This is a genomic window from Streptomyces sp. NPDC002886 (assembly GCF_042888445.1).
In the GTDB taxonomy this organism is placed as follows: domain Bacteria; phylum Actinomycetota; class Actinomycetes; order Streptomycetales; family Streptomycetaceae; genus Streptomyces.
The window spans coordinates 65,479-90,637 of sequence record NZ_JBIAPV010000001.1; the positions used below are offsets into that span (position 1 = coordinate 65,479).

The 25,159-nt window shown below is 73.9% G+C and carries 18 protein-coding genes; 7 read left to right on the forward strand and 11 right to left on the reverse strand.

Annotated elements, in window-relative coordinates; all coding sequences use genetic code 11:
* Window positions 1-3 precede the first annotated feature (3 nt).
* Complete coding sequence (locus tag ACFYYB_RS00260) at window positions 4-3,426, forward strand: molybdopterin-dependent oxidoreductase (protein ID WP_389432251.1); 3,423 nt, start codon at window positions 4-6, stop codon at window positions 3,424-3,426.
* Window positions 3,427-3,453: 27 nt separating this feature from the next.
* Here the strand turns inward: ACFYYB_RS00260 and ACFYYB_RS00265 are convergent, their stop codons facing one another.
* On the reverse strand, window positions 3,454-4,797 hold the full coding sequence (locus tag ACFYYB_RS00265) for a radical SAM protein (RefSeq protein ID WP_389432252.1): 1,344 nt from the start codon (window positions 4,795-4,797) through the stop codon (window positions 3,454-3,456).
* 139 nt (window positions 4,798-4,936) lie between these two features.
* Window positions 4,937-6,484: an aldehyde dehydrogenase family protein gene (locus tag ACFYYB_RS00270; RefSeq protein ID WP_389432253.1), complete on the reverse strand. Its 1,548-nt coding sequence runs from the start codon at window positions 6,482-6,484 to the stop codon at window positions 4,937-4,939.
* 449 nt (window positions 6,485-6,933) lie between these two features.
* Between ACFYYB_RS00270 and ACFYYB_RS00275 the strand changes: the two genes are divergently transcribed.
* Window positions 6,934-8,394 carry a hypothetical protein gene (locus ACFYYB_RS00275; RefSeq protein WP_389432255.1) on the forward strand — a complete coding sequence of 487 codons (1,461 nt, stop codon included), beginning with the start codon at window positions 6,934-6,936 and terminating at the stop codon, window positions 8,392-8,394.
* Here ACFYYB_RS00275 and ACFYYB_RS00280 read toward each other — a convergent pair.
* The 4 genes from ACFYYB_RS00280 to ACFYYB_RS00295 all read right to left on the reverse strand — a co-directional run bounded on the left by ACFYYB_RS00280 (window position 8,349) and on the right by ACFYYB_RS00295 (window position 12,640).
* Window positions 8,349-8,744 (reverse strand): hypothetical protein, encoded by a 396-nt coding sequence (locus ACFYYB_RS00280; RefSeq protein ID WP_389432256.1) that lies wholly within the window; start codon window positions 8,742-8,744, stop codon window positions 8,349-8,351. The genes ACFYYB_RS00275 and ACFYYB_RS00280 overlap by 46 nt on opposite strands.
* Window positions 8,745-8,918: 174 nt before the next feature.
* On the reverse strand, window positions 8,919-9,935 hold the full coding sequence (locus tag ACFYYB_RS00285) for an SCO0930 family lipoprotein (protein ID WP_389432257.1): 1,017 nt from the start codon (window positions 9,933-9,935) through the stop codon (window positions 8,919-8,921).
* 114 nt (window positions 9,936-10,049) lie between these two features.
* Window positions 10,050-11,501: an NADH-ubiquinone oxidoreductase-F iron-sulfur binding region domain-containing protein gene (locus ACFYYB_RS00290; protein ID WP_389432258.1), complete on the reverse strand. Its 1,452-nt coding sequence runs from the start codon at window positions 11,499-11,501 to the stop codon at window positions 10,050-10,052.
* Complete coding sequence (locus tag ACFYYB_RS00295; RefSeq protein ID WP_389432259.1) at window positions 11,498-12,640, reverse strand: cytochrome b/b6 domain-containing protein; 1,143 nt, start codon at window positions 12,638-12,640, stop codon at window positions 11,498-11,500. The genes ACFYYB_RS00290 and ACFYYB_RS00295 overlap by 4 nt, the downstream gene beginning before the upstream one ends.
* Before the next feature lie 380 nt (window positions 12,641-13,020).
* Here ACFYYB_RS00295 and ACFYYB_RS00300 point away from each other — a divergent pair, with 380 nt between their 5' ends.
* Window positions 13,021-14,307 carry a PucR family transcriptional regulator gene (locus tag ACFYYB_RS00300; protein ID WP_389432260.1) on the forward strand — a complete coding sequence of 429 codons (1,287 nt, stop codon included), beginning with the start codon at window positions 13,021-13,023 and terminating at the stop codon, window positions 14,305-14,307.
* Window positions 14,308-14,373: 66 nt separating this feature from the next.
* On the opposite strand, the gene ACFYYB_RS00305 is transcribed toward ACFYYB_RS00300, so the two are convergent.
* Window positions 14,374-15,771 (reverse strand): DUF1996 domain-containing protein, encoded by a 1,398-nt coding sequence (locus ACFYYB_RS00305; protein ID WP_389432262.1) that lies wholly within the window; start codon window positions 15,769-15,771, stop codon window positions 14,374-14,376.
* A gap of 9 nt (window positions 15,772-15,780) precedes the next feature.
* Window positions 15,781-16,551: a DUF4142 domain-containing protein gene (locus ACFYYB_RS00310; protein ID WP_389432263.1), complete on the reverse strand. Its 771-nt coding sequence runs from the start codon at window positions 16,549-16,551 to the stop codon at window positions 15,781-15,783.
* Between the two features lie 345 nt (window positions 16,552-16,896).
* On the opposite strand from ACFYYB_RS00310, the gene ACFYYB_RS00315 reads away from it, so the two are divergent.
* Window positions 16,897-18,525: an alpha/beta hydrolase gene (locus ACFYYB_RS00315; protein ID WP_389432264.1), complete on the forward strand. Its 1,629-nt coding sequence runs from the start codon at window positions 16,897-16,899 to the stop codon at window positions 18,523-18,525.
* 52 nt (window positions 18,526-18,577) lie between these two features.
* On the opposite strand, the gene ACFYYB_RS00320 is transcribed toward ACFYYB_RS00315, so the two are convergent.
* Complete coding sequence (locus tag ACFYYB_RS00320) at window positions 18,578-19,033, reverse strand: SRPBCC family protein (protein WP_389432265.1); 456 nt, start codon at window positions 19,031-19,033, stop codon at window positions 18,578-18,580.
* A 90-nt stretch (window positions 19,034-19,123) separates the two neighbouring features.
* Window positions 19,124-21,286, reverse strand: coding sequence for an FUSC family protein (locus ACFYYB_RS00325; protein WP_389432266.1), 2,163 nt, complete (start codon window positions 21,284-21,286; stop codon window positions 19,124-19,126).
* 124 nt (window positions 21,287-21,410) lie between these two features.
* Here ACFYYB_RS00325 and ACFYYB_RS00330 point away from each other — a divergent pair, with 124 nt between their 5' ends.
* The 3 genes from ACFYYB_RS00330 to ACFYYB_RS00340 all read left to right on the forward strand — a co-directional run bounded on the left by ACFYYB_RS00330 (window position 21,411) and on the right by ACFYYB_RS00340 (window position 24,345).
* On the forward strand, window positions 21,411-22,052 hold the full coding sequence (locus ACFYYB_RS00330; protein ID WP_389432267.1) for a TetR/AcrR family transcriptional regulator: 642 nt from the start codon (window positions 21,411-21,413) through the stop codon (window positions 22,050-22,052).
* 154 nt (window positions 22,053-22,206) lie between these two features.
* The gene (locus ACFYYB_RS00335) at window positions 22,207-23,424 is read left to right on the forward strand and encodes a cytochrome P450 (RefSeq protein WP_389432269.1); all 1,218 of its coding nucleotides are present in this window, start codon (window positions 22,207-22,209) and stop codon (window positions 23,422-23,424) included.
* A 336-nt stretch (window positions 23,425-23,760) separates the two neighbouring features.
* Window positions 23,761-24,345 carry a TMEM165/GDT1 family protein gene (locus tag ACFYYB_RS00340; protein WP_389432271.1) on the forward strand — a complete coding sequence of 195 codons (585 nt, stop codon included), beginning with the start codon at window positions 23,761-23,763 and terminating at the stop codon, window positions 24,343-24,345.
* A gap of 21 nt (window positions 24,346-24,366) precedes the next feature.
* Here ACFYYB_RS00340 and ACFYYB_RS00345 read toward each other — a convergent pair whose 3' ends face one another.
* Complete coding sequence (locus ACFYYB_RS00345) at window positions 24,367-25,149, reverse strand: VOC family protein (RefSeq protein WP_389432273.1); 783 nt, start codon at window positions 25,147-25,149, stop codon at window positions 24,367-24,369.
* Window positions 25,150-25,159 lie beyond the last annotated feature (10 nt).

A 25,159-nucleotide genomic window follows, 5' to 3' on the forward strand; every position in this document is an offset into this window, starting at 1 on the left:
GCCATGTCCGAAGAGAAGAGGGGTTTCTGCACCCTCTGCAAGTCGCGCTGCGGCGCGATCTTCACCATCGAGGACGGCCGCCTGACCGGCGTGCGACCGGACCCCGACCATCCCACCGGCGCGGCGATGTGCCCCAAGGGCCGCTCCGCCCCCGAGCTCGCGCACAGTACGAACCGGCTGACCACCCCGCTGCGCCGGACCAACCCGAAGTCCGACCCGGACCCGGGCTGGGTGCCCGTCTCCTGGGACGAGGCGATGGCCGAGATAGCCGAGAAGATCGGGACGATCGCCGCCGAGAGCGGCCCCGAATCGGTCGCGTTCGCCGTGGCCACGCCTTCGGGGACCATGGTGTCGGACGCCACCGAGTGGATCGAGCGCTTCGTACGCCTCTTCGGCAGCCCGAACACGGTGTACAGCGCGGAGATCTGCAACTGGCACAAGGACTTCGCGCACGCCTTCACCTTCGGCTCCCCGATCCCGCCGCCCGACTACGCGCACGCCGACCTCGCCCTCCTCTGGGGCTTCAACCCGGCCAAGACCTGGCTCGCCCAGTCCGCCGCCCTCTCCGCCGCCCAGGCGACCGGCACCAAGCTCGCCGTCGTGGACCCGCGCCGCTCCACCAGCGCGCTGCGGGCCGACCACTGGCTGCGGGTCCGGCCCGGCACCGATGCCGCGCTCGCCCTGGGCCTGGCCCACCTCCTCATCGCCGACGAGGGCTACGACGCGGCCTTCGTGCGTGCCTGGACCAACGGCCCCCTCCTCGTCCGCGCCGACACCGGACACTTCCTGCGCGCGGCGGAACTCCCCGGCACACCCCTCGCGGCCCCCACGGCCTTCGCCGTCTTCGACGAGGAGACCGGCCGGCCGGAGGCGTACGACACCGCGCGCTCCGCCCACCGCCCCGAGCGCTTCGCGCTGCGCGGCACCCGGCCGATCACCCTGCGCGACGGATCCGTCGTCGACTGCGCGCCCGCCTTCGAGCGGTACGCCGCCGCCTGCGCGGCCTGGACTCCGGACCGGGTCGCGGCCACCACCTGGATCCCCGAGCGGGAGATCCGCGCCCTCGCCGCGGAGATCGCCGCCGCGCCCTCGGTCACCTACTACGGGTGGACCGGAGTGGGGCAGAGCGCGAACGCCGCACAGACCGAGCGGGCGCTGGCCACCCTGTACGCGCTGACCGGCTCCTACGACGCACCCGGCGGCAACCACGTGGTCTCCGCCCCGCCCTACAACCCTGCCGCTTCCTTCGGCCAGTTCGCCCCGGAACAGCGCGCCAAGGCTCTCGGCCTCGACAAGCACCCGCTGGGCCCGCCGGCCTTCGGCTACATCAACTCCGGCGACCTGTGCACCGCCATCGAGACGGGCGACCCGTACCCCGTCCGCGCCCTCATCGGCTTCGGGTCGAACCTCGTCGTGGCCCAGCCCGACTCGGACCGCACGGCGCGGGCGCTGGGCACGCTCGACTTCCAGGTCCACCTGGACCTCTTCCACAACCCCACCAGCAGCAGCGCCGACATCGTCCTGCCGGTCAACAGCTCCTACGAGCACGAGGCCCTGCGCTTCGGCTTCGAGGTCAGCCACCGGGCCCAGGAGCAGGTCCAGCTCCGGCCCCGGATGGTCGAGCCGCAGGGCGAGTCCCGCAGCGACACCGAGTTCGTCTTCGATCTCGCCTGCCGACTGGGCATGGGCGGGGAGTTCTTCGACGGGGACATCGAGGCCGCCTGGAACTGGCAGCTCGAACCCCTGGGCCTGACCGTCGAGGAGCTGCGCCGGCGCCCGGGCGGCGTCCGGGTGCCCCGCGAGGAGTCGTACCGCAAGTACGCCGCCCCCGTAGCGGGCGACGGGTCCGGGGCCGATGACGCCGTGACCGGCTTCGCCACGCCCACCCGGCGCGTGGAGCTGTACTCCGAGCGGCTGCTGGAGCACGGCTACCCGGCGGTGCCCGAGCACCACGACCCCGCGCCCACGGACGCCGCGTACCCGCTCGTGCTGACCTGCGCCAAGCACGGGTACTTCGTCCACAGCCAGCAGCGGTCCCTGACCTCGCTGCGCCGCCGGGCGACAGACCCCTCGGTCGACCTGCATCCGCGGACGGCCGCCGCCCACGGCATCGGCGAGGGCCAATGGGTCGAGCTCGCCACGCGCCGCGGCTCCATCCGGCTGCGCGCCCGCTTCGACGACTCCCTCCACCCCTCCGTCGTCGTCGGCGAGTACGGCTGGTGGCAGGAGGCCGCCGACCTCGCCCTCCCGGGCTCCGACCCGACCGCGGCCACGGGCAGCAACTTCAACCGGCTCGTCGACCACGCCGAGACCGACCCGCTCAGCGGTTCCGCACCGATGCGGGCGGCCGCCTGCCGGATCGGCCCCGTGCGGAGCGACGGCACCTGGACGGGGACCCGCCCCTTCACCGTCACGGCCCTCACCGAGGTGAGCACCGGCATCCGCGCCCTGCGCCTGGCCCCCGAGGACGGCGGGGCCCTCCCCGACTACCGGCCCGGCCAGCACCTGACCGTGCGCGCCGAACACCCGGACGGCACCCTCCAGGACCCTTCGGACGGCCGCAGCTACTCCCTGACCGGACCCGCCCTGGCGGCCGGCCGCACCGATTATGGGCTCGCCGTACGCCACATCCCCGGCGGAGCCTTCTCCACCCGGGTCCACGAGGAGCTCCGGGTGGGCGACCGGCTCCACCTGGCGAGCCCGGGAGGTGTCTTCGCCATCCCGACGCACACCGGCAACCCGGTCGTGCTCTTGGCGGGCGGCATCGGCATCACGCCGTTCCTGAGCTACCTCGAAACCCTCGCGGCCACCGGCGGCACGGTCCCCGAGGTCGTCCTGCACTACGGCAACAACAACGCGGCCGACCACCCCTTCCGCGATCGGCTGCGCGAACTGGCCTCCCGCATACCGGCGTTGACGATCGTCGACCACTACGCCGCGCCCGGGCCGGACGACGTGCTCGGCCGGGACCACGACCGCACCGGGTTCATCACCGCCGACGACATCGACCCCGGCCTCATCGCCCGCCGCGCCCGCTTCTACCTGTGCGGACCGCAGCCCATGCTCGACGCCCTCACCACTGCCCTGATCGCTCGGGGTGTCCCCCGCTTCGAGGTGTTCAGCGAGAAGTTCCGCCCGGCCCGGCGGGAGGTGACCGTGCCCGACGACGCCGAGTACACCGTCACCTTCGCCCGGTCCGGACGCAGCGCCGTCTGGCGCAAGAACGACGGCCCGCTCCTCGCCCTCGGCGAGGCGGCCGGGGTCGCGATGCCGAGCGGCTGCCGGGTCGGGCAGTGCGAGAGCTGTGCGTGCGGCGTGCTCAAGGGCACGGCGGCGCACCTGGTGACCCCCTCGGAGGACCTGCCCGACACCGACGTCCTGACCTGCCAGTCCCTGCCCACCTCGGACCTGGTGCTCGACATCTGAGCGGGACCCGTCAGGTGGCGGGACCCGTCAGCTGGTGGTCTCCTCCTTCTGCTCCAGCCCCTCCAGGCTGTCCATGAAGGAGGAGACGGAGAACACCGCGCGCCCGGGGCCGGCCGGGCCGTAGCCGGGCGGGGAGCTCAGGCCGAACTCCTCCAGCGTCGCGCGGTAGGTCTCCAGCAGGCGGACGTGGTACTCCAGGGGCGCGCCCAGCGGGTTGGCCTTGCCCAGCGGGGTCGTCGGCTCCGGGCACCAGGTGGTGAAGCGCGGGACGACTCCGTGCGACATGAAGAACCGCAGGCCCTCCTGGGTCGACGCGATCGCCTCGCTCACCTTGGTGAACCCGAAGGGCTCGGCCATCTCGATGCCCGCCACGAAGTTCGGGATCACGTTGCGCGGGCCGAACACCTCGGTGGAGTCCAGGATCCTGCGGTGCCATTCGTCGCGGCCGACGTAGCGCTCCTTGCCGGGGCAGTGGAGCTTGAACAGGTACTCGTCCCACACCTCGAAGTTGGGGTGGTAGATCTTGACGCCGTGGTCGTGGAAGCGCTGCACGGCATCACGGGGCAGGGCCTGCGCGACGACCTTGCCGGTCCAGCGGCCGGGGAAGCGCTCCTCGATGGCCTGGGCGTACTGGCCGTAGAAGTCGGCCTCGTCGCGGCCGCCGACCTGGGAGGTGATCGATCCGCCCGTGAGGGTGTAGGCCCGGGAGATGCCCGCCGTGTCGTACTTGTCGATGATCTCCAGCGCCTCCAGCACCTCCTCGACCGGCTTCACACCGGTGTAGGGGCGGCCGGCCGCCTTGTGCTGGCGCCAGTTGTGGTTGATGTCGCAGAACTGGCACTCCTCCTTGGCGCCGAAGTACTGGCACACCCGGAAGACCGTCAGGTAGATGAGGTAGCCCCACTGGATGGTCGGCGCGACCTCCATCACGGACTTGCCGTTCGACAGCTTGTGCTTGTAGTACTCCGGCATCGGCGGCAGGCCGACGTCCGAGATCCGTACGCCGTCCAGGTACAGGCCGAGCGAGCCGTCCTCGCCGCCGCGCACCACGTACGGGGAGTCCGGGTTGACCCGTACGGAGACCACGGTGCGGCGCAGCTCGTACGGGCCGCCCGTCAGCACGATCTCCTCCGGGGGCCGGTTCAGCGCGGCGGCGCCGAGCTCGGGGAGGGTGCGGTGGTCGAAGGAGAAGATGAAGTAGGACTTCGGCTTGACGTCGCCCGAAGTCCCGTCGGCGCCCCCGCTGAGCGCGGACTCGTCGAAGGCCATGCCGCCCCGCAGGAGGTCTTCCTTGATCACGGCTTCCCGGGGCACGTGCGGGAAGCGCCCCATAAGGTCCTCGATCAGCGCGGTACGGCTGGGACTCTCCATCTGCGGCTCCATTCCAGGCTCTAGCCGGACCGCGGCGGCCCGCCCCCTTGGCGTTCCGCGCGGCACGGCGGTGACCTCACTGTAATCAGACCGCCCGGGCCCCGGCGCATCGCCTCCTCGGCGCCTGCTCCGCGCCCAGTCAGGGCATGAGCTGGTACTCCGGGAAGTTGCCCGGGAGCCGTTCGTCCGCTGGCCCGAGGGTGACCGCGCGGACGAGGAGCTCGCCGCCGACGAAGGCGCCCCGCCAGGAGGCGCCGAACCCGCCGAAGAGCTCCTCCCGGTCCCCGCGCGAGCGGGGCCTGCCGTGGCCGGTCTTGAAGGCGCGGATCTGGGGTGCGAGGCGGTCGAAGGTGGCGGGGTCGTCGGTGGAGAGGGTGGCGACCAGGGCTCCGTTGGAGGCGTTCATGGCCGCCAGCAGCTCGGCCTCGGTGTCGACGAGCACGATCGTGTCGACCGGCCCGAAGGGCTCCGCGTGGTAGAGGGGCGAGGAGGCCGGCGGGCTGAGGAGGGTCAGCGGGGCCACGTAGGCGGAGGTGTCCTGGCCGGGCAGGAAGCGGGCCGGGTCCAGCGTGCCGCGGAAGAGGGGGACGGCGCCGCGGTCCACGGCCTCCGCGGCGTGGGCGGTGAGCTCCGCGGCCTTGGAGGCGTTGATGAGGGGGCCGAAGTCGAGCTCGGGCAGCGGGTCCCCGGGGTGCGCGACCGCGAGGGGGTGTCCGGTGCGGACGGCGGAGACGGCGGGGAGGTAGGCGGCGAGGAAGGCGGCGAAGGCGGTGCGCTGGACGACGAACCGGGGGTACGCGGTGCAGCGCTGTTTGCCGTAGTCGAAGAGCTTGGGGATGGCGGTGCCCAGGGCGGTCCAGTCGGTGTGTTCCCAGATGCCCCAGGTGTTGAGTCCCTCCTGTTCGAGGATGTGGCGCTTGCCCAGGTCGGTGAGGGAGGTGGCGATGCGGGCCCCGGTGTCGCGGCCGCCGACGAAGGAGACGCAGCCGATCTCCGGGGAGCGGACGAGCGCCTCGGAGAGTTCGCCGCCGCTGCCGCTGACCAGGGTCACCGGGATGTTCTCGCGGTGGATGAGCGCACAGGCGAGGGTGAGGCAGGCCAGGCCCCCGTCGGTGGGGGTCTTGGCGATGACGGCGTTGCCCGCGAGGGCCTGCACCAGCATCGCGTGGACCAGGACGGACATGGGGTAGTTCCAGCTGGCGATGTTGGACACCGGGCCGTCCAGCGGCTTCCGGCCCACCAGCATGGCGTCGATGTGGTCCACGTACCAGCGCACGCCCTCGATGGCCCGGTCCACGTCGGCGCACGCGAGGCGCCAGGGCTTGCCGATCTCCCACACCAGGAGCAGGGCGAGCAGATCGCGGTGTTCGGTGAGGGCGTCGAGGGCGGCGCTGACCCGGGCACCGCGCTCCGCGGGCGGAACCTGCCGCCAGGCGCGGTGCTGGTCGAGGGAGGCCCGTACCGCCTTGGCCGCGGTGCCCGCGTCGAGCCGGGGTGGGCCCGCGATCGGACTGCCGTCCACGGGGCTGGTGGCGGGCAGGGCCCGGCCGTCGCTCTGCCAGTCGCCGGCCCAGAGGTTCAGGACGCGGTCCTCCCGGAAGGCCTCCGGGGCAGCGGCGAGCGCGCGGCGCCAGGCATCGGCCCAGGCCGTACCGGGCTTCAGGGCGAGGGGGGTGGGCTGTGCCATCTGTGAGTCTCCGCTCAACGACGGGCGGGGCGAGGGGGCTCGCGCGCACGGGTTCGGCAGCGCGGCGGCCGTGCGCGCGGGTCGGGGTGCTGCCGTGGCGTGGGGGTGGGGGCGTGGGAGTGACGGGGCGTGGACGAGTGCTCCGACGGTACGTACCTCGCGTGCGGCATCCGTGTTCTGCGGCGTCGGCGGCGCGTCGCGCCCCCGTTCCGCCCCTCGGTGACGGCCGACTGTTGCGCGGGTACTGCGGGGGCATGAACATGGCATGCGGTGTGGCGGGGAGGCCTGGTCCGGCGGTGGGCGCGCCGTTAGCGTCGCTGCTGGAGCCGTACCGGTGAGCCACGCCGTACGGAGCACGGCCCGGGCCACCACGACTGGCTGCAGCCGCGTCAGCTGACCGCACCTCCCTCCCCCTCGTCTCCTTTCCCCCTCGGCTCTAGGACTTCCCCATGCCGTTTTCCCTACCCGCGGGCGGGCGCTTTGCCGCGCTCGCCCTCACCTTCGCCGTGGCGCTGAGCACACTGGGCGGTACGGCCGCCACCGCCTCCGCCGATGCCACGGTGTTCGGTCCGCTGCCGCCCCGGAACCCCGCCACCGCGGGCAACGGCACCGCAGGCATGCACGGGGACAGCGCGTCCAGCGACACCACGCCCTACCCGGGCCCCGGCACGGGGAAGATCGCCTATTCCCGGACCGCGCTGGCCTCCGCCTGCCCGACGATCGTGGTCGGCGCCGACGGCTACGTGGTCACCCTCTGCACGACCATCTTCGGGCAGACCCCGACCGTGCACCTGCTGGATCCCGCGAGCGGGGCCGACCTGGCCTCCTTGGCCCTGCCCAAGGGCAGCCTGTTCGGCGGTGTCTACTCCTACCTCGACAACAACGACCGGCTGGTCGCCGTGGACGGCAACAGCAACCTCGTCCGCGTCGGCCACCACCGCACCGCGAGCGGCGGCTGGGCGTTGACGGTCGATCAGTCCACCTCGCTCACGGGCGCCGTGCCGGCCGGTGACAACATCGTGGGCCTGGCCCCCGCCTGGAACGGCAAGGTCTGGTTCGCCACCGCCGGCGGCGTGATCGGCACCGCGGACACCGACACGGGGACGGTCCGTACCCTCGCCACCGGCGAAGGCGTGCAGAACAGCATCTCCACCGTTCCGGGCCACACCGCCGTCGCCACCGACCACGCGCTGTACCTCCTCTCCGAGGCGCCCGACGGGAGCCCCGTCATCGACTGGCGCGCCCCGTACGACCGCGGCCCGGGCCGCAAGCCCGGCCAGCTCAGCTGGGGCACCGGCGCCACCCCGAGCTTCTTCGGGCCGGGCGACGGCACCGAGTACGTCACCATCACGGACAACGCCGCCCCGCACGAGAACCTGCTCGTCTACCGGGTGGACGGCGGGCCGGCGCCGATCTGCTCCACTCCGGTACTCACCCAGTACGCCAACAGCGGGACCGAGGACGCCGTCATCGCCTCGGGCCGCAGCGTCTTCGTCACCAACACCTACGGCTACCCCTACCCGGCCCTGCCCGCCGGCGCTCCGGCGAGCAGCCCGTCGTCCGCGAACTTCGACGGCGGCCTCAGCCGGGTCGACGTCAACGCCGCGGGAACGGGCTGCACCCTGGTGTGGAACAGCTCGGTGAAGTCCGCTGCCCTGCCCCGGCTTTCGGTGGCCGACGGCAAGATCTACACCGTCTCCGTCACCGGGCCCACGGGCAGCGCGGGCCTCAACACCTTCGCCTCGTACCATCACGCGGTGCTCGACCCGGCGACCGGAGCGCAGCTCACCAGCTCGTTCCTGGGCATCGGGCTGGTCTACAACCCGCTGCAGATGACCGGCACCACGGGCCCGGACGGCACCCTCTACCAGGGCACCGAGACCGGCGTGGTCAGGATCACCAAGGGGTGAGCGCCGGCGCCGTGGGTGTGCTCGGGGGCCGAGTCCAGGGTTCCGCCGAGGCGGTCCCGGGCCGGGGTCAGGGCGTCCGCCGAGGGCGCCGTGATGATCCAGCGCTCGCCCACGAGGTACGTGCCCCCGTACTGACGTGACTCCGACAGCCAGGCGGCGCGGCCCTGCTCGGTGCTGAAGGTGGCGAGCCGGAAGGCCTGCGCGCCCACCGCGCAGGCGCCCTCACGGACCTCCTGCGCGTCGACCGTCACCTCGGGGCTGCCGCAGCCCAGGGCGGCCGCGATCCGGTCCAGCGGCTCGGGGGCGGGGCCGGGGGCGGGCGGCGGGGAGGCCGCCCGCCCCCTGTCCACCCCGTCCGCGCCGCCGGCGCCTGCCGTGCACCCCGCGCCTACCGCGCCGAGGAGGGCGGCGAGCAGGGCGATCGCGCGGGTCGCCCGGCGTGCTCGGGGTGGTCGGGGTGCTCGGGGAGGTCGGAGTGCTCGGGGTGGTCGGGGCAGCCGCTTTCCCGTGTCGGGCACGGCCGGTCAGCCCTTCGCCGGAATCTTCTTGCCCGCGTCGTTCACCGCGAACCAGAGGCCCTGCAGGCCGTGCCCGTTGGTCTGGCCCGGTGCGGTGTCGCCGGTGAAGAGATAGACCGGCCAGCAGTCGATCGTCAATTGGCGCGTTCCGTCGGGGCGTTCGACGGAACCGACCAGCTTTGCGGGAATTCCGACGGCCTTTTCCGCTTCCACGGGTGCGGCGGGCTTCCACGTGTCCAAGCAGGCGTCGAGGCAGCCGAATTTCATCGGCCAGGCGCTGTCCTTTCCGAACCGGTAGAGGGTGCGCCCCTCTCCGTCCACCAGGATTTTTCCGAGTTTCGCGTCGTCCACGGCCGAGAGCGGCGCAGAATCCTTTTCGGCACCACCCTTTCCGGCACCGCCCTTTCCGGCATCCACCGCCTTCTTGCCGTCCGCCGCCAGCGCGTGCCACGTGCCGCCGACCCCCTCGCCCTTCGCCTCGCCCGGCAGGGTGTCCTTCGCGTAGCGGTACACGGGCCACCCCCCGAGCGTGAGCTGACGGGTGCCGTCGGGCCGCTCGACCGAGCCGAGCAGCCCCGCGTTCGCGCCGGCCGGGGCCTGGGCCCCGTCCGCCGGTACCGCGGGCCAGAGGTCGGCGCAGGCTCCCTCGCAGTTCGAGCGGGGCGGTTGAGCGGTGTCCTTGTCGAACCGGTAGAGGGTGATTCCGGCCGCGTCCGTGGCCACGCTGCCGACCTCGGGGATCTCCCGGACCGCCAGCGTGCCGGCCGGAGTCCGGTCCGCGCCCGCATCCGTGCCGGCGTCCCCGTCCGCCTCCGACCCCGCGTCGTACTCCTCGCCCGCTTCCTCGCCGTACCCGGCTCCGGCTCCGGGCGCGGCGTCGTGGCCCACCGCCCGTTCCGCTCCCGCCGCCTGGACCGTCACCGTACGGGGTCCGTCATCACCGCTACCGCATCCCGACGCGAGCAGAAGTACCGTCAGCACCGATCCCGCGGCGGCCGTGGTCGCCCGGTTCCTGTTGCCCATGGTTCTCTCCTTCGGTTTCCATCCGGAGCAATTCCGTCGGGATATTCATAAGGGCTGCGGAGGCCTCAGCATTCAAGGGAGCGGGAATTTGTCAGATCACGCCAAAGAGTGAACTCATTCCTGGATGCGGAGCGCGAGTGCCGGGCAACGGCGCACCGCGCGCAGCGCCTTCGGCCGCAGCGGACCGGGCACCGGCATCACTCCTCGTGCCGGATAGCCGTCCTCGTCGAGCCGCACCACATCAGGCAGGAGGTCCACGCACAGGCCGTGGCCCTTGCACAACGTCCAGTCCACGACGAGCCGTTCTGGGCTCTCGTCCGCGGGCAGCGGCAGGGCGCCCAGGACGCGGCGTCCGCAACCGCTGCCGAGCGCGTGATCGCGGAACTCGTCGGGGAAGACGGCGAGCGCGGAGGCCACGAACGAGGAGGTGCCGTCCGGGTGCGAGCAGGCTCCCCGGCCGCGCACCCCGCGCATCCGGGCCTGTACCGCGTCGAGGGCCGCGCCGCCTCCGCCGGCCACGAGCCGTTCCACCGCGTCGGCGAGCGAGGGCAGGCCCCTCACGCACGGGCCGCACTGGCCCGCCGACTCCCGCGCCATCCAGCGCGCGACCCGGGCCACCTCGCCCGCCGGGCAGGTGTCCTCGGGCAGCGGCAGCACCGCGCCCGCGCCCAGCACCGCGTCGTACGCCGCCAGCGACTTCCGCGAGATCAGTGCCTCGCGCGCCGCCCCCGGGTCCAGCCAGCGGCCGTGGAAGCCGCCGACCAGCACGCCCTGTCCGGGCACCGTGCCGCACAGGTCCAGGACGTACGCCAGGGAGGTGCCCAGCGGTACCTCGACGACGGTCCTCCCGGCGACGGTCAGCAGGGTGGTGCCGGGCTCGTCGGGCAGCCCTGCGGTGCCGTACGCGGGCGCGCCGAGGCGGGCGCCGACCGCGAGTTGGGCGTACGTCTCCGCGTTGGACAGCAGGGTGGGCAGGCCGCCGAGGCCCCGTTCGCTGGTCCGGGTCCGGTGCCCGGAGGGTACGGCGGGCCCGCCGTCCAGGCCGTTCACGAGGGCGCTGCCCTCGCCCGTGACGAAGCGTTCGGGGAGCCGCACGACGCGCACGCGCCGCCCGGACGGGCCCCGTTCCGCGACGGCCTCGGTGAGCGAGCGTTCCACGTCGGGCCGGGTGACGCCGACGACCACGTCCTCGGCGCCCAGGGCGGCGGCGGCCACCAGCGCGCCGTCGAGCACGAGGTGCGGAACGTAGAGGAGCAGGGCGGCGTCCTTGAGACAACTCGGCTCGCCCTCCGTCCCGTTGACGACCACCGCGGTGCGCCCGTCCTGGCCCCGGGCGGACCGGGTGACGGCCCGGAGTTTGCGGGCGAAGGGGAAGCCCGCTCCCCCGCGCCCGCCGAGGGCCATGCCCTCGGCGAGTTCGACGAGCCCTTCGGCGGGGTAGCGGGGCAGCGGGCCGTGCACGCTCAGATGGCCGGCCCGGTCGAGTCGCTCGGAGGTGTCGAGTCCGGCCAGCAGGCGCGGTCCTCCGACGCAGCCGAGCGCGGGCCGCGTCCCGGAGCCGCTCACCGTCCGCTCCGTACGCCGTCGAGCGGTTCGGCGGAGGGCCCTGCGGACGGGTCCGCGGCCCTTCCCGGGGGTCCGGGGAACACCGTGGCGCCGGGCTGCCGGGTCAGGCGCGCGGTCAGCAGCTCCGCCGCCCACTCCGCCGGCCTGCGCACGAAGGGCGCCGGCCGGTGCGGCGGCGCCTGCCCCGGTGCCCGGGAGGGTACGGAGGGCACGCGCGGCGGGGACTGCGCGGGCGGCGCCGCCGGTGCGGCCGGTCCGCCCGAGGGCCGCCCGGGGTCCGGGCGCAGCGGCGTACCGGGCCGCGTGCGCGGCCCCGCGCCGGCGAGCGTACGGAGCTTCGCGCGCAGCCGCAGCGCCAGCAGACCGGCGACGCCGAGCAGGCACAGGGCGTACCCGGCGGTCACCCAACCACTGGCGGGGCGCCCGGACTTGAGCCCGTGCACCAGCGAGGCACCCCAGGCCGGATACGCGGCCATGTGCAGGGCCCGCCACCAGAGCGAGCGCCCCCGGGTGGCGAAGGCACCGCGGACGGCGCCGGAGACGGCCACGGCGACGAACCCGTAGCCGGCCAGGCTGCCGAGGCCGATGAGCAGGGGCTGCCGGCCGTCGGTGAAGGGCAGGACCACGGCGCCGGCGTCGGTCCGGGACCGCCCGACCTTGATCCACACGTGCAGCAGGAGGAAGCCCAGTCCGGCGACGGCCAGGCCCCGGTGCACGGCTTGGGCGACGAGCCGGTGCCCGGAGGCGAGCAGTCTGCGGTCGGTGGCCGCCAGGCCCCACAGGACGGCGCCGGTGAGGCAGACCAGCGAGAGCACCCCGGCGCCGTAGTCGAGGAAGTCCCACAGGCGGGTCAGTGCGCCGGCGCGGGCCGCCACCAGCAGGGAGGCCGCGGCCGCGAGGGCCGCCGCTCCCAGGGCGGCCGGGTGTGGCCCCCCGGCGGCGGACAGCAGCGGCGGACGCCGCACCGCCCGCCGCCCGGAGGCGCTCGCCGTCGCCGGCTTCGACGCCGCCGGGGACACCGCCCAGGACTCCGGGCCGGATGGTGCGGGAGCCGGCGCTCCGGCGTGGCGCCGGGTGCGGCCTCTCGTACGGCGGGCCCGGTGCGAGCGGCCGGACAGGCGGGGCTGGAGCAGGGGCATGTGGTCTCCCATACGTCCGGACCCGAGCACTTCCACCTCGCGCTCGGCGCCCGGGGGTCGACGTCGTAACCGCTCCTCGGCGGGCGGGAGATGGGCAACTGACCCACCGGGCCGGCCGGGAGCGGGGGCCGGAGTGCAGAAGCATCGTGGAGGTATGCAAGCCGTCCACGAGATTTATCGAAACGTGATAATTTCTGGCCCTCGCACAGCCATCGCATCGAACATCCCCGGAAGATTCCCTTCCAGTGGTGCGGTTGCGACGGGGTTGACGCCTGATCCGCCGCCGCACCTCCCCGACGGCGATCGAGCCGATGCCGCGGGACTGCGGGCTTGCCACCGTCCCACGGTGCAGGCCATACCCCGGCTTGAACGAGGTAACAATGTGCGAACTTCTGAACCGCATCTGGTCCCGCCCCCGCGGCGAGTGGACCCGGGTCCTGCGCAAAGAACTGCCCACGGTGGCTGCGGGGTTGGTGGAAGAACTACGGGAGACCGTCCCCGGATTCTCGGCGCTCGTCGAGGACATCGGCGACGAGGTGGTCAGACGGAGGATGGAAGGGGCCCTGCTCACCGTCCTCGGCTACCGCGAGGGCGCTGCCGGCGTCGGCTGCCCGGGCATCGAAGGGGCCGCCGAGACGGAGGCAGCCGGCGGAGCCGGCACGCGCCACGAACTGGAGCCTTCGGACCACCACGGGCAGCCCCGGCCCGGATCCGGCCCCGGACCGGCCACCCCGACGGCCGCCGACCTCGAGGCCGAGCACGCCCGGCCCCACCCACACGCCCACACGCACCCGCACACCGTTTTCCGGGGCGGGGAGGCGCCACCGCTCCAAGCCGTCCCCTTACAGCGCTTCGGCTCGGTCCGCGAGCACGCCCGGCGCGAGATCTTCGCCCTGCTCACGGGTGACGCCCCACACCGCGAACTCGCCCTCGCCGAGCTGGCCGGTCCGGCCGGCTGGCCCCTGCCCGTCGCCGTACGGGCCGTCGCCCTGGCCTCGCCCGGCGAGACCCAGCAGCTCGCGGCCCTCCTCGACGACTGCCTCGGCGGAATGGTCGCGGGCCAGCCCTGCCTGCTCGTTCCCACCGCCGACCCGGAGGACCGTACCGCCCTGGACGGCGCGCTGCGCGGCCGGCTCGCGGTGGTCGGCCACCCGGTGGCCCCCGGCGACACCGCTTCTTCCCTGCGCTGGGCGGTCCGCCTGCTCGCGCTGGTCCCTGCCCAGGTCCGGTCCGGCCCGGACGCCCGTACGGTCTATGTGGACGACCACCTCTCGACCCTGCTGCTGCTCCAGGACGAGCCGCTGGCCCACGCGCTCGCCGCGCGCTGGCTGCGGCCGCTGGCCGACCTCACCCCGCGCCAGAGCGAGCGCCTCGAAGTGACCCTGCTCGCCTGGCTGGAGGGCGGTGGAGCGCCCGAGGCGGCCAAGGCGCTGAGCGTGCACCCGCAGACGGTCCGCTACCGGATGCGCCAGCTGGAGAAGCTCTTCGGACCCGGCCTGCGGGACCCGCGCACCCGCTTCGAGCTGGAACTCGCGCTGCGCAGCCGCCGGTTGATGGCCCAGGTCCGACTGCGTCCGGTCCGTGGCGGCCGCCGGGCGCGCCTGGTGGCAGCCGATTTCCGCCCGACCCCGGGCGACGACCGCATCGCCCGCGTGAACGGCCTGTAGGGAAGCGGCACACGAGGCGGTGCCGGCCGGGAGCACGCTCCCGGCCGGCACCGCCTCCTCGTCTGCTCAGCGGCAGGTGCGTCCGCCGTTGACGCACCGCACCGCCCGGGCCATCAGCTCGTCGGGCATGACGTTGATGAAGTCCCCGTGGTCGGTCACCGGCTTGTGGAGCTGCTCGGGGAAGCTGTCCACCGCGAAGCGAGCTCCGGGGGGCGTCGCGTAGACGATCCGCTGCACCAGCTGGGGCACGGCCTTGAAGCCCGCCGGGCAGGAGCCGTCACGGCCGGCGAAGGCCACGTGCGTGCGGTGGTTGGCGCTGTCGGTGTTCTTTCCGTCCCAGCAGCTCTGGAAGGCGAACGTCCGCACCACGTCCGTCCCCTTGGGACAGATCGGGTACTTGTCCTTCAGCTGCCGGTTCTCGAAGCCGGTGCAGCTCCACGAGGCGTTGGCGTTGGCAGGGCCGTTGGTGAAGGCCTTCGCGTCGCCCGTGATGATCCGCAGGAAGCGGGGCATGGCGGTGACGCGGGAGACGGGGCTCCCCTTGAACTCGATGGTCACCTGCTTCGGTCGCAGGATCGTGCCCACGTTGGCGTCCTGGCCGCCGCCGGGGGATCCCGCGTCCTTCTCGGCCTTGCCGTCGCGCAGCCTCAGCACCGGCCAGTAGTAGGTGGACAGGTCGCCGTTCGTGCAGGTGGTCCCGGAAGCGGCGAGGCTGTTGTTGGTGGAGAAGGCGTCCGTGGTTTTGTTGCCGACGTAATCGTGCATGTGGTGGGCGCCGTTGCTCACGCCAGGGGCGACGATCACGTTGTCGGGGTTGAGGTGGCGCTCTTCGTTGCGGCCGCACTGCACCGAGAGGGACCCCTTGGAGGCACCGGCCTTGGGGGCCGGGCGCCGCACGTTCGGCTTGACCGAGCCGATGGGGACGAAGTCGGCGCGGGCCGGGCCCCCCTTCAGGGCGGCGTCGCCCGCGCCGCCCCGGGCCGTTTCCTCCTCGGCGGCCGGCGCCTCCCGCATCGCGCAGGCGCTCAGCTCCGCCAGCCCGTCGGGGCGGGCGGCGGTGCGCCCGATCGCCTCGGAGACCCGGCCGATCGAGACGTCGCGCCGCTCCTTCAGTTCCCCGAGCAGCGCGTCCGCCGGAGCCTTGCCGGTGGCGAGCCGCTGGTAGGCCTCGGCGATCTGGGTATCGAGCCCGGCGAGCTCCCGGTCCACATCTCCGCGCGCCTGAACGGGGACCTCGCGCAGCCGGTCACCCACGTCGGGGCAGTCGATGGTGGCCGTCACCGGTGCCCGGCGCGGTGAGTCCTGGCCCGCGGAGGCGGCCTGGCTCGCGATCACGACCCCGCCGCCGCCCAGGACCAGTGCGGAGGCGGCGGCGAGCGCCTTGTACAGGGGACGCGTCCTGCGTTTGTGTCCTCCGGCCCGGTCCCGGCGTGCCGGGCCTTCCGTGGAGTCGTTGTCGCGCATGTGATCACTTCACTTCCTCGGTCGGGTATCGCTGGGAGAGGGGCCTGCGGGAGGGACGGCGGCGGGCGGGCTGTCCGCGAGGCCTTCGAAATCGACCAGGCCGCTCGCTTCGAGGACCGCGATGTGGTCCAGGACCGTGGTGTTGGCGTCCGTGGCGAGCTCGCGGACCACGGAGTTGCGCGTCTGCGCCCGCACTTGGGCGACGAGCGTGAACACCTTGCCGTGCGCCCGCCGCAGCAGCTGCACGAACAGCTTCTCGTACGTGGCACCTTGGGCCCGGTCGAGCTGGTCGAGCCAGGCCTGCTGCTGGCCTGACGGCCGGTCCGGCAGTTCCACGCCGAGCGCCTCGCCGACCTCGACGACCCGCCGGTCCAGTTCGGTGTGTCCTTCCACGAGGTGCTCGCCGGCCGTCCGCACCGACCTGCGGGTCCCCCGCTCCTGGGCCTGCCGGCCCGCGGGGAGTTCCCACAGGCCGGCGAGTCGGACCTTGCGCACGAACTCGCGGTCCTGTGGGGTCAGCGGCCCGAAGGCCGTGTTCATCACCCCGGCGCCGTCGTCGTCCGCGGGAGCGGAGGCGGAGCCGGGGGCCGCGGCGGGCGGGCCGCTGGGGGCGGGCGACGGACCCGGGGCGGCCGCGGCGCTCGTGCCGCCGAAGCTCCGCACCGGGATCAGCAGCGCGATCAGCGTGAGGGCGAGGGCGCCGATGACGATGCCCGTGCCCATCACGTGCCGCGAAGCGACCGACATGCCGCCGAGGTTCGTCCGACGGATTGACAGCACTGTGCCTCCTTGACTCCCGGGACGGCCCGGGTGCCAAGGGACGCTAGCGCCGTCTCCGGCTCCCCCGCCGAAGGCCCATCCGGACCGGACAAACATCGGGGCGGGCCCCCGAAAGACTGCTACGGTGCCGCGCGCCCGGCCCGCGCCCGGCCCCCGCCCGGCCCCCGTGCGGCCCACGCCCCCGGGTCTGACACGACGGCAAAAACTCCGGCGCGTCGGCCAGTTGTCCGGTTTTCCGGTCATTCGCGAGGAGTAGAGGGCGCCGCCCCTCAGGTGGATTCGCCCGGACCGCGGGGTGACCCAGGGTGGGTGCGGACCACCGCCCACCCGAAAGGAACGGCCCCCGTGCGCAAGAAACGACTGGCGTCCCTCCTGGCCGCCGCAGGCCTCCTCGCGAGCACCGTGCCACTGCTCGCCGCCGCCCAGGCCTCCGCCACCGACACGACCACCGCCGTCGACACGGCCGCCGTCCAGGCGGACGCCACGTACCTGAGGCAGAAGCCCGCCTGGCACCGGTGCAGCGCCGAACAGCCGGCCTCGTTCGAGTGCGCCACCATCAAGGTGCCGCTCGACTACCGGCGGCCCGCGGGCCGCACCCTCGACCTGGCGATATCCCGGGTGCGGAGCACGAACCCGGCCAAACGCCACGGGGTTCTCCTGATGAATCCGGGCGGACCGGGCGGGCCCGGGCTCGATCTGCCCCTGGCCCTCGGTGAGGTGGTCCCGCCGGAGGTGGGCGAGCGGTACGACCTGATCGGCTTCGATCCGCGCGGAGTCGGCGCCAGCAGCCCCATCAGCTGCGGGCTCACCGACGCCGAGCTGGGCATCGACCGGCCGTACCGGCCCGGTTCCTTCCCCTCCGACGTGACCTGGGCGCGCACCATCGCCGAGAAGTGCCGGCAGAAGGCCGGCTCGGTGCTCCCGTACATCACGACCCGCAACACCGCCCGCGACATGGACGTCATCCGGGCCGTCCTGGGCGAGCGGAAGCTCTCCTACCTGGGCTACTCCTACGGGACGTACCTCGGCGCGGTGTACGCGCAGATGTTCCCCGGCCGGACCGACCGCTTCGTGCTCGACAGCGGCGTCGACCCGGAGCTGATCTGGCGGGGCATGTTCCAGACCTGGGCCACGGAGGCCGAGCCGGCCTTCGCCCGGTGGACGCGATGGGCGGCGGAACGCTCGGGCGAGTACCACCTCGGCGAGAGCCCGGCCGCCGTGTCCAAGACCTTCTGGGACCTGGTCGCGCGCGCCGACCGGGATCCGATCGTCTTCCAGGGCGAGAAGATCAACGGAGACGACATCCGGGGCGCACGCGCCCTGTTCTTCTATCCGGCGACGGTCACCCCGCTGGTGGTGGCCCTGAAAGACGCCGCCGACGGGAAGCCCGCCGTCGCTCCCGGCGCCTCCGGGCCGGACTTCTCCATGAAGCGGGCGCTCGCCGGCCGGTCCGGGGCCGCGGCGGAGCCCGCCTCCGACAACGACGTGGCCGTCCTCTGGAGCGTGGTCTGCGGGGACACGGACAGCTGGCCGCGCGATCCCGAGCGCTACCGGCGCGACGCGATCCGGGACAAGGCCGCGTACCCCCTGTACGGGGACTTCGCCTCGAACATCAAGCCCTGCGCCTTCTGGCCGCGGCCCCTCGAGGCACAGACCCCGATGAAGACGCCGGCCCGCGTGCTGACCGTGCAGAACGAGTGGGACTCGCAGACCCCGCTGGCCAGCGGCCTGGCCCTGCACCGGGCGCTGAAGGGCTCGCGGATGGTGCTGGCCCTGGGCGGTGAGGGCCACGGCGTGTACCTGGCCGATCCCTCCTCCTGCGCCGCCGCGCCGGTCACCGCGTACCTGGCCACGGGGCGGCTGCCGGCCAAGGACATCAGCTGCCGTACGCCGTCACCGGGCGCGGAGCGAAAGGGGGCGTCGCCGTCCCCGGTGAAGTCGCTGCCGGTTCCGTCCGGACCCGGACGCTTCTGACCGCGTGACCCCGGGGACCGGGGACCGGGCGGCCCCGCCCGGTCCCCGGTCCTCACTCCGGCCGTGGGGACGCCTCCGCCGCCGCCTTGATCCGGCGGCCGAAGGCGGGGGCGTCCTTGCGCGCCGCGCTCAAGGCCAGGCCGACCAGGAGGCGGCCGAACCCGTGCCCGGTCAGGGTGTTGAAGACGCGCAACCGCGTCCGTCCGCCGGGGAGTTCGGCCAGGTCGTAGCCGCCCTCGGCGGTGACCAGGTTGTGGCTCAGCTCCGTCCAGCGGATCCGCCCCGGCGCGTCGAGCTCGGTGATCCGGAACTCCCTGCCGGTCTTCATCCCGGCGTCCTTCACCGTGCTGCGGAAGACCGTGCCGATGGCGGTGGGGCCGTCCGGGGTCCGGGTGATCCGCTGGACTCGCGGGCTGAACTCCGGGTCGTTGCGCCCGTCCGCGAGGTACGCGAACACCTCGGCGACGGGCCGGTCGATCTCGACGCTCGCCTCGAACAGTCCGGACATCACCGCTCCTCACCACACGCCCCTGCCGGCGGAGCCGGTACCCCTGCTTCCACGATCGCAGAGCCCCGCCCCGGCCGCACCGCCGCGCGCTCAGGCCCGACCGGAGACCGAGGGCCCACCACTGGGCCCACCACCGGCACCGGCACCACCACCGGCCCCCCGGTCGAGCAGCGCCAGGTCCACGGTCAGCGCGTCCAGCCAGGCCATCGCGGTGTAGAACACCGGCGGCGCGCCCTCGGGCCCGGCCCGCCCCGGGGCCGGGCCGACGGGACCGGGATCCGTGGGCCCCGCGCGGTGCACGGGATCGGAGGCCGCCGCCGCCCGGCGCAGGCCGGCCGCCACCCAGGCCCCGTACTCCCGGACCACCGCCTCCTCGCGCGGGCCGGGCGGCGCGCCGGGCGGTCTGCGGCCGCCCCAGAGGACGTGGTGGCCGGTCATCATGGCGGCCTGCCAGTCCTCGCCCGCGGCGGCGGCCGGATGCGGGCGCTCCGACTGGTACTGGGCGTACGCGCTCTCCGCCAGGGCCAGCGCGTGGCGCACCCGCTGGTCGGGCTCCACCGCACGGGGCCGCCCGAAGGCGGCCGTGGCCGCCTGGACGTCGTCGGCCGCGGCGCGCAGCAGTTCGGCGACGGCGCGCCCCAGTTCGTCGTGGGCGCCGCGCGGCCAGGCCAGCAGCCCGCACACCATCCCGATCGCACTGCCGACCAGTACGTCCAAGAACCGGACCTCCGCCAACTCCCAGGTCACGGGTGCGAGCTGGGCGAAGGCCATGGCCACCACCAGCGTGAACATGGCCTGCGCCCAGCCCACACCACGCACGGGCCCCACGCAGAACGCGAACAGCATCAGCGGCGGCAGCACGATCGCGTACACCGTGCTCGCTTCCCCGGCCAGCGCGAGGACCCCGCCGGCGGCGACCGCGCCCACCAGGGTGCCGATCAGCGCCAGCCGGACGGTGGCCCGGGTCTGCTCGGCGTTGGTGCGGGTCAGGCTGAGGACGGCGAGCATCGCCCAGAAGCCGTGCGGCAGCGAGTCCACCCCGGCGACGGCCCGGGCGACGGCGAGGGCCACGCCGATCCGGACCGCGTTCTGGAAGTGAACGGACCGGGGCCCGGAGTTCCCGGCCAGCCGGTACCACCACAGGCGCAGCGGCCCCTCCCCGGCGTACCAGAACCGGTCGGCGGGCCCGGCGACGGGCCCCGCCCCCGGCCCGGCCGCGTCCACGGCCCCCGCACGCCCCCCTACGGCGATCCCGGCGGCGCCGCGCAGGACGAGCGCGGCGTCCGCCAGCTCCACCAAGGCGGCGTTGCGGTATCCGGGCCCGGGTCCGGCCACGGGGGTCCGGGCCAGGGAAACCTGGAGGTTCCGCAGCCCGGTGGAGTCCGTCGCGGGCGGGGTCCCGGCCCCGAGCAGCCCGGCCGTCCCGGCGGCCGACTCGCGCACGGCCCGTACGAGCTCGGGCCCGCCCGGCGCTCCGGCCGGCATGCCGGACTCCGGCGGGGGCAGGGACCGGAGCCGGGCCAACAGGGTGCGGGCCGCCAGCCCGGTGTGGGCCAGCGCGCGTTCCCGTACGCCGGGTCCCGAGGGCCGCTGCGCCTCGTCGACGTGGGACGGCCGCAGGGCCTGCGCCCGCTCCGTCGCCCGGGCGGTCTCCGCCGCGGGGAGGGCGTAGGGCGGCCGCTCCAGCACCTCGGCGCAGCGGGCCGCCTCGGCGGCGGCCGAAGCCGCCAGGTCCCGGTAACCGGGGACGGCCGGGTCGGGCAGCACGGTGGCCTCGGCGACGATCAGCAGCAGGACCCCCGCGACGGTGCCCGTCAGCCGCTGGCCCAGGGTGTCGGGGGCGTACGGCGGGAAGCTGGGCAGGATGTACAGCAGCTGGAGCCCTGGCGCGGCGCCCCCCAGGCGGGGTCCCGCCGCCGAGGAGAAGGCCACGCAGAAGCCGATGACCAGCATGCCCGCCACGGCCGCCCAGGTCCGCACGGACAGGTAGGTGCCCAGGACCACCAGTGCGCACGCCACGGGGAGCACGCGGGCGACCATCCTGGCCCGGAGGTGTCCGCTGCCCGGGATCCGGGAGAGCCCGGCCAGCGCGACGGCCGCGAAGAGCGCGTAGGTGGCCTCGACGGGCCGGTCCAGCCCGTACAGGAACGCGTAGAAGCCGATCCCGGCGGCGAGGGTGACCCGGACGGCCCGCCGGGCGGCCGCCGGCCAGGGGCCGGTGCCCGTACGGAGCTCCTTCAGTACGGCGCGCACCCTCTCAGCGTCCCACCGGGCGCCCGGTCGGTCCTGCGGTACCGCTTGACACTTCGTCAGGGAGGGCGCAACTTATATCGGCGACCCGATATAAGAGACCAGCGCCCAGGACCCAGGAGGCCCGGTGGAGCCGTCCCCCCAGGAGCCCGCGCGGCGCCGTGTCCCGCAGGCGCAGCGCAAGTCCGAGAGCCGCGCCCGCCTCATCGACGCGGCGGCCGACCTCTTCGCCCGCAAGGGGTTCCACGGCGTCTCCGCCGAAGCCGTCGCCGAGGCGGCCGGGCGCACCACGGGCGCGCTCTACAGCCACTTCGGCGGCAAGGAGGGCCTGCTGCTGGCGCTCCTGGAGGTCTGGAAGGAGCGCACCGGCGAGGAGCTCGCCGCCGAGATCGCGGCCGGGGACCCGGCCGACCCCGCCGTGCACTTCTCCGCGATGTGGGGCAGCCTCACCCGCCCGCACCCCGAGCACGGCGACTCCTGGCTGCTCCTGGAGACGGAGCTGTGGCTGCACGCCGCCCGCGGCCCCCTCATCGGAGACCGGCTCGCCCAGCGGTACACCGAGATCCGCGCCCAGCTCGGCGAGGGGCTGGCCGACTGGGCCGAGGCCACCGGCACTCCCCTGACCCGTACGCCGGAGGAGACCGGCGCCCTCGTCCTCGGCATCCTCCTGGGACTCGCCATGCAGCACCACCTCGAATCGGCCGCCGTCCCCGACGGGCTCGTCGTCGGGGCCCTGAGCGCCGTCCTGGGCCTCGGCGGAGCCCGCTGAGCCGCGTACGCGGAACCCGCCGAGCCGCGCACCACGGCTCCGACCCGCACCACCCCCAACCATCGCCCCGGCGACCCGGCGCCCCGCACCACCCCGAACCGTCCGACCCGACGATCCGCACCACCCCGAACCGTCCGACGAAGGGAACCGCCCCGTGCTGCCCACCGGCGAGATAGACCTCCTCGAGGACACCTGGGCCCGTGAGGTCCCGCACGCCCAGTTCGCCCGGCTGCGCCGGGAGGACCCGGTCCACTGGCACGAGGTGCCGGGCCCGCACGCCGGCTTCTACGCCGTCACCCGCCACGCCGACGTCAAGGCCGTCAGCCGCGACCCCGAGCTGTGGTCCACCGAACTCGGCTCGTTCATGATCCGGGACCAGAACCCGGAGTCCCTCGAGACCCTGCGCCTGGTCCTGCTGGGCATGGACGCCCCGCGCCACTCCCGGTACCGCTCGCTGGTCAGCGCGGGGTTCACGCCCCGGGTCGTACGAAGGCTCGCGGCCCGGATCCAGGAGCGGGCGGTCGCCCTGGTGGAGCGGGCGGTCACCCCGGGGCGGGACATGGACTTCGTCGCGGAGGTCGCCGCCTGGCTGCCGATCCAGACGATCTGCGAGATGGTCGGCGTCCCCGAGGGGGACGAGCGGCTGATCTTCGATTGGAGCAACCGGATGGCCGGCTCCCAGGACCCCGAGCTGTCGGCCGGCAAACACGACAGCGATCTCGCGGCCGCCGAGATCTACGCGTACTGCGACGCACTGGCCGACGAGCGGCGGGCCCGCCCGCGGGAGGACATCCTCTCGACGCTGGTGCACGCCGAGGTCGACGGGGACCGGCTGTCGCCGGACGAGATCAACATGTTCTTCGTCCTGCTCTGCGTCGCCGGGAACGAGACCACTCGCAATCTCCTCTCCGGCGCCCTGATCGCCCTGATCGACCACCCCGCGGCGCGCGCCGAACTGGCCGCGGCCCCCGCGGACGAGGCCCTGTGGACCTCGGCGACGGGGGAGTTCCTGCGCTGGGGCGGCTCGATCCACAACTTCCGGCGCACCGCCACCCGTGACACCGTCCTGCACGGCCGGCCCGTCGCCCAGGGGCAGAAGGTGGTCACCTACTACACCTCCGCCAACCGGGACGAGGAGGTCTTCGCCGACCCCTTCGCCTTCGACATCCGCCGCACCCCGAACGACCACCTCACCTTCGGAGGCGGCGGCCCCCACTTCTGCCTGGGGGCCGGCCTCGCCCGCACCCAGATCAAGGCCCTGGTCCGGGAGCTCCTGCGCCGCCATCCGGAGGTCTCCCTCACGGGGGAGGTCCGCCGCCTGCGCTCGGACTTCATCAACGGGGTCAAGTACCTCCCGGTGCGTTTCGGATAACCACGGGCCGGGAGCCGCCGGACGCGAGCCGCTGGCCGCTCCCGGGCCCTTCGCCCCTGCCGGGGCACTCGCCGGCGCTGTTACAGTTGTGGGCAGCGAAGGGGAGTAGTCCCGAAAACCGCTGGTCGACATACTGGACGCCCCGACGGGTCCCGGCCACCGGGCCACCGCGCTTCAGGCGCGGGGCGGACGAGACCTTCGGCCAAGGCATGACCCGTCCCACATCACCGTGTGGGCCGCTTCGTCGTGCCGGGCCGAGTGGTTCTTCCCGTCGCCTCCCGCTGGGTGCCGATCCGAGCCATCAGAGCCCGGCTCCAGCAGAAAGCAGCACCCGGAATGGCTCTCGACCCCGTGGCGATCTTCACCGCCTTCGGTCTGATCTTCCTTGCCGAGCTCCCCGACAAGACCATGTTCGCCTCGCTGGCCATGGGCACCCGGATGCGGCCGCTGTACGTATGGTTCGGCACCTCCACCGCGTTCATCGTGCACGTGGCCATCGCGGTCGGCGCCGGAAGTCTGCTGAGCATGCTGCCGAACATGGCCGTCAAGCTCACCTCCGCCGCCCTGTTCGCCTTCGGCGCCATCGTCATGATGCGCTCCGGCGGAGACGACGACGAGGCGGACTCCGCGGCCAAGGCCGTCACCGGCTTCTGGCCCGTCTTCACCACGGCGTTCATGGCCGTCTTCATCGGCGAATGGGGCGACCTGACGCAGATCACCACCGCGAACCTCGCCGCGACCAACGGCTGGCTGCCGACCGCCATCGGCTCCGCGGCAGCCCTCATGTCGGTGTCCGCCCTCGCCCTGATCGTGGGCCGGTTCATCGCCAAGCGGGTCCCGCTCAAGACCGTTCAGCGCTTCGGCGCCCTGTGCATGGCAGCGCTGGCCGTCTGGACGCTCATCGAAGCCTTCACCGGCTGACGCCGACCGTCCGGTCCGGCGTCAGCCCGCCTGCTGCCGCGCCGCTTCGAGCAGGGCGAACACCGCCCCGCTCGGGTCCGCCAGCCAGGCGATCCGCCCGACGTCGGGCACGTCCGCGCCCGGCAACAGCACCGCGCCGCCGCTGGTCCGCGCGGTGCTGACCACGGCGTCCACGTCCGCGACCGCGAAGTACGGCACCCAGCGCGCGTCCGTCTCCCCCTCCCGCAGGGGCGCCACCCCGCCGAAGGACGCGTCCTCCTGGTCCCCGTCGGCCGTGCTGAGGACCTGGTAGGTCATGCCGGGCGCGTCCATCGCCCGTGAGCGCGTCCCGAAGAGGGCTCCGTAGAACGCGAGCGCCGCCATCGGGTCCGGCACGTGCAGTTCGACCCAGCACAGCGCGTTGTCGACGGAGGTCAGCTCCAGTCCCGGTGTCCGGCCCGGCTGCCAGACGGCGAAGTCGGCGCCCTGCTGGTCGGTGTACTGCGCGAGCCATCCCTCCCCCATGACGTCCATCGGCTCGACGCGGACGGCGCCCCCGCCGTCGCGTACGCCGCGGGTGGTGGCCTCCGCGTCGCCGGTCCGGAAGTACACGGTCCACGCGGAGGTGGCCCCGGGGTCGAGCTGCCCGACCGCGGCGACGGTCTTCCCGTCCGCCTGGAAGAACCCGTACCCGCCGGTCTCGGGGCCGAGGAGGTGGAACTCCCAGCCGAAGACGGCCCGGTAGAAGGCCGCGGCCCGGGGGATGTCGGGGCTCCCGAGGTCGATCCAGTTGGGCGAGCCGGGGCGGTAGTCGGTACCGAGCACGGGTTCCTCC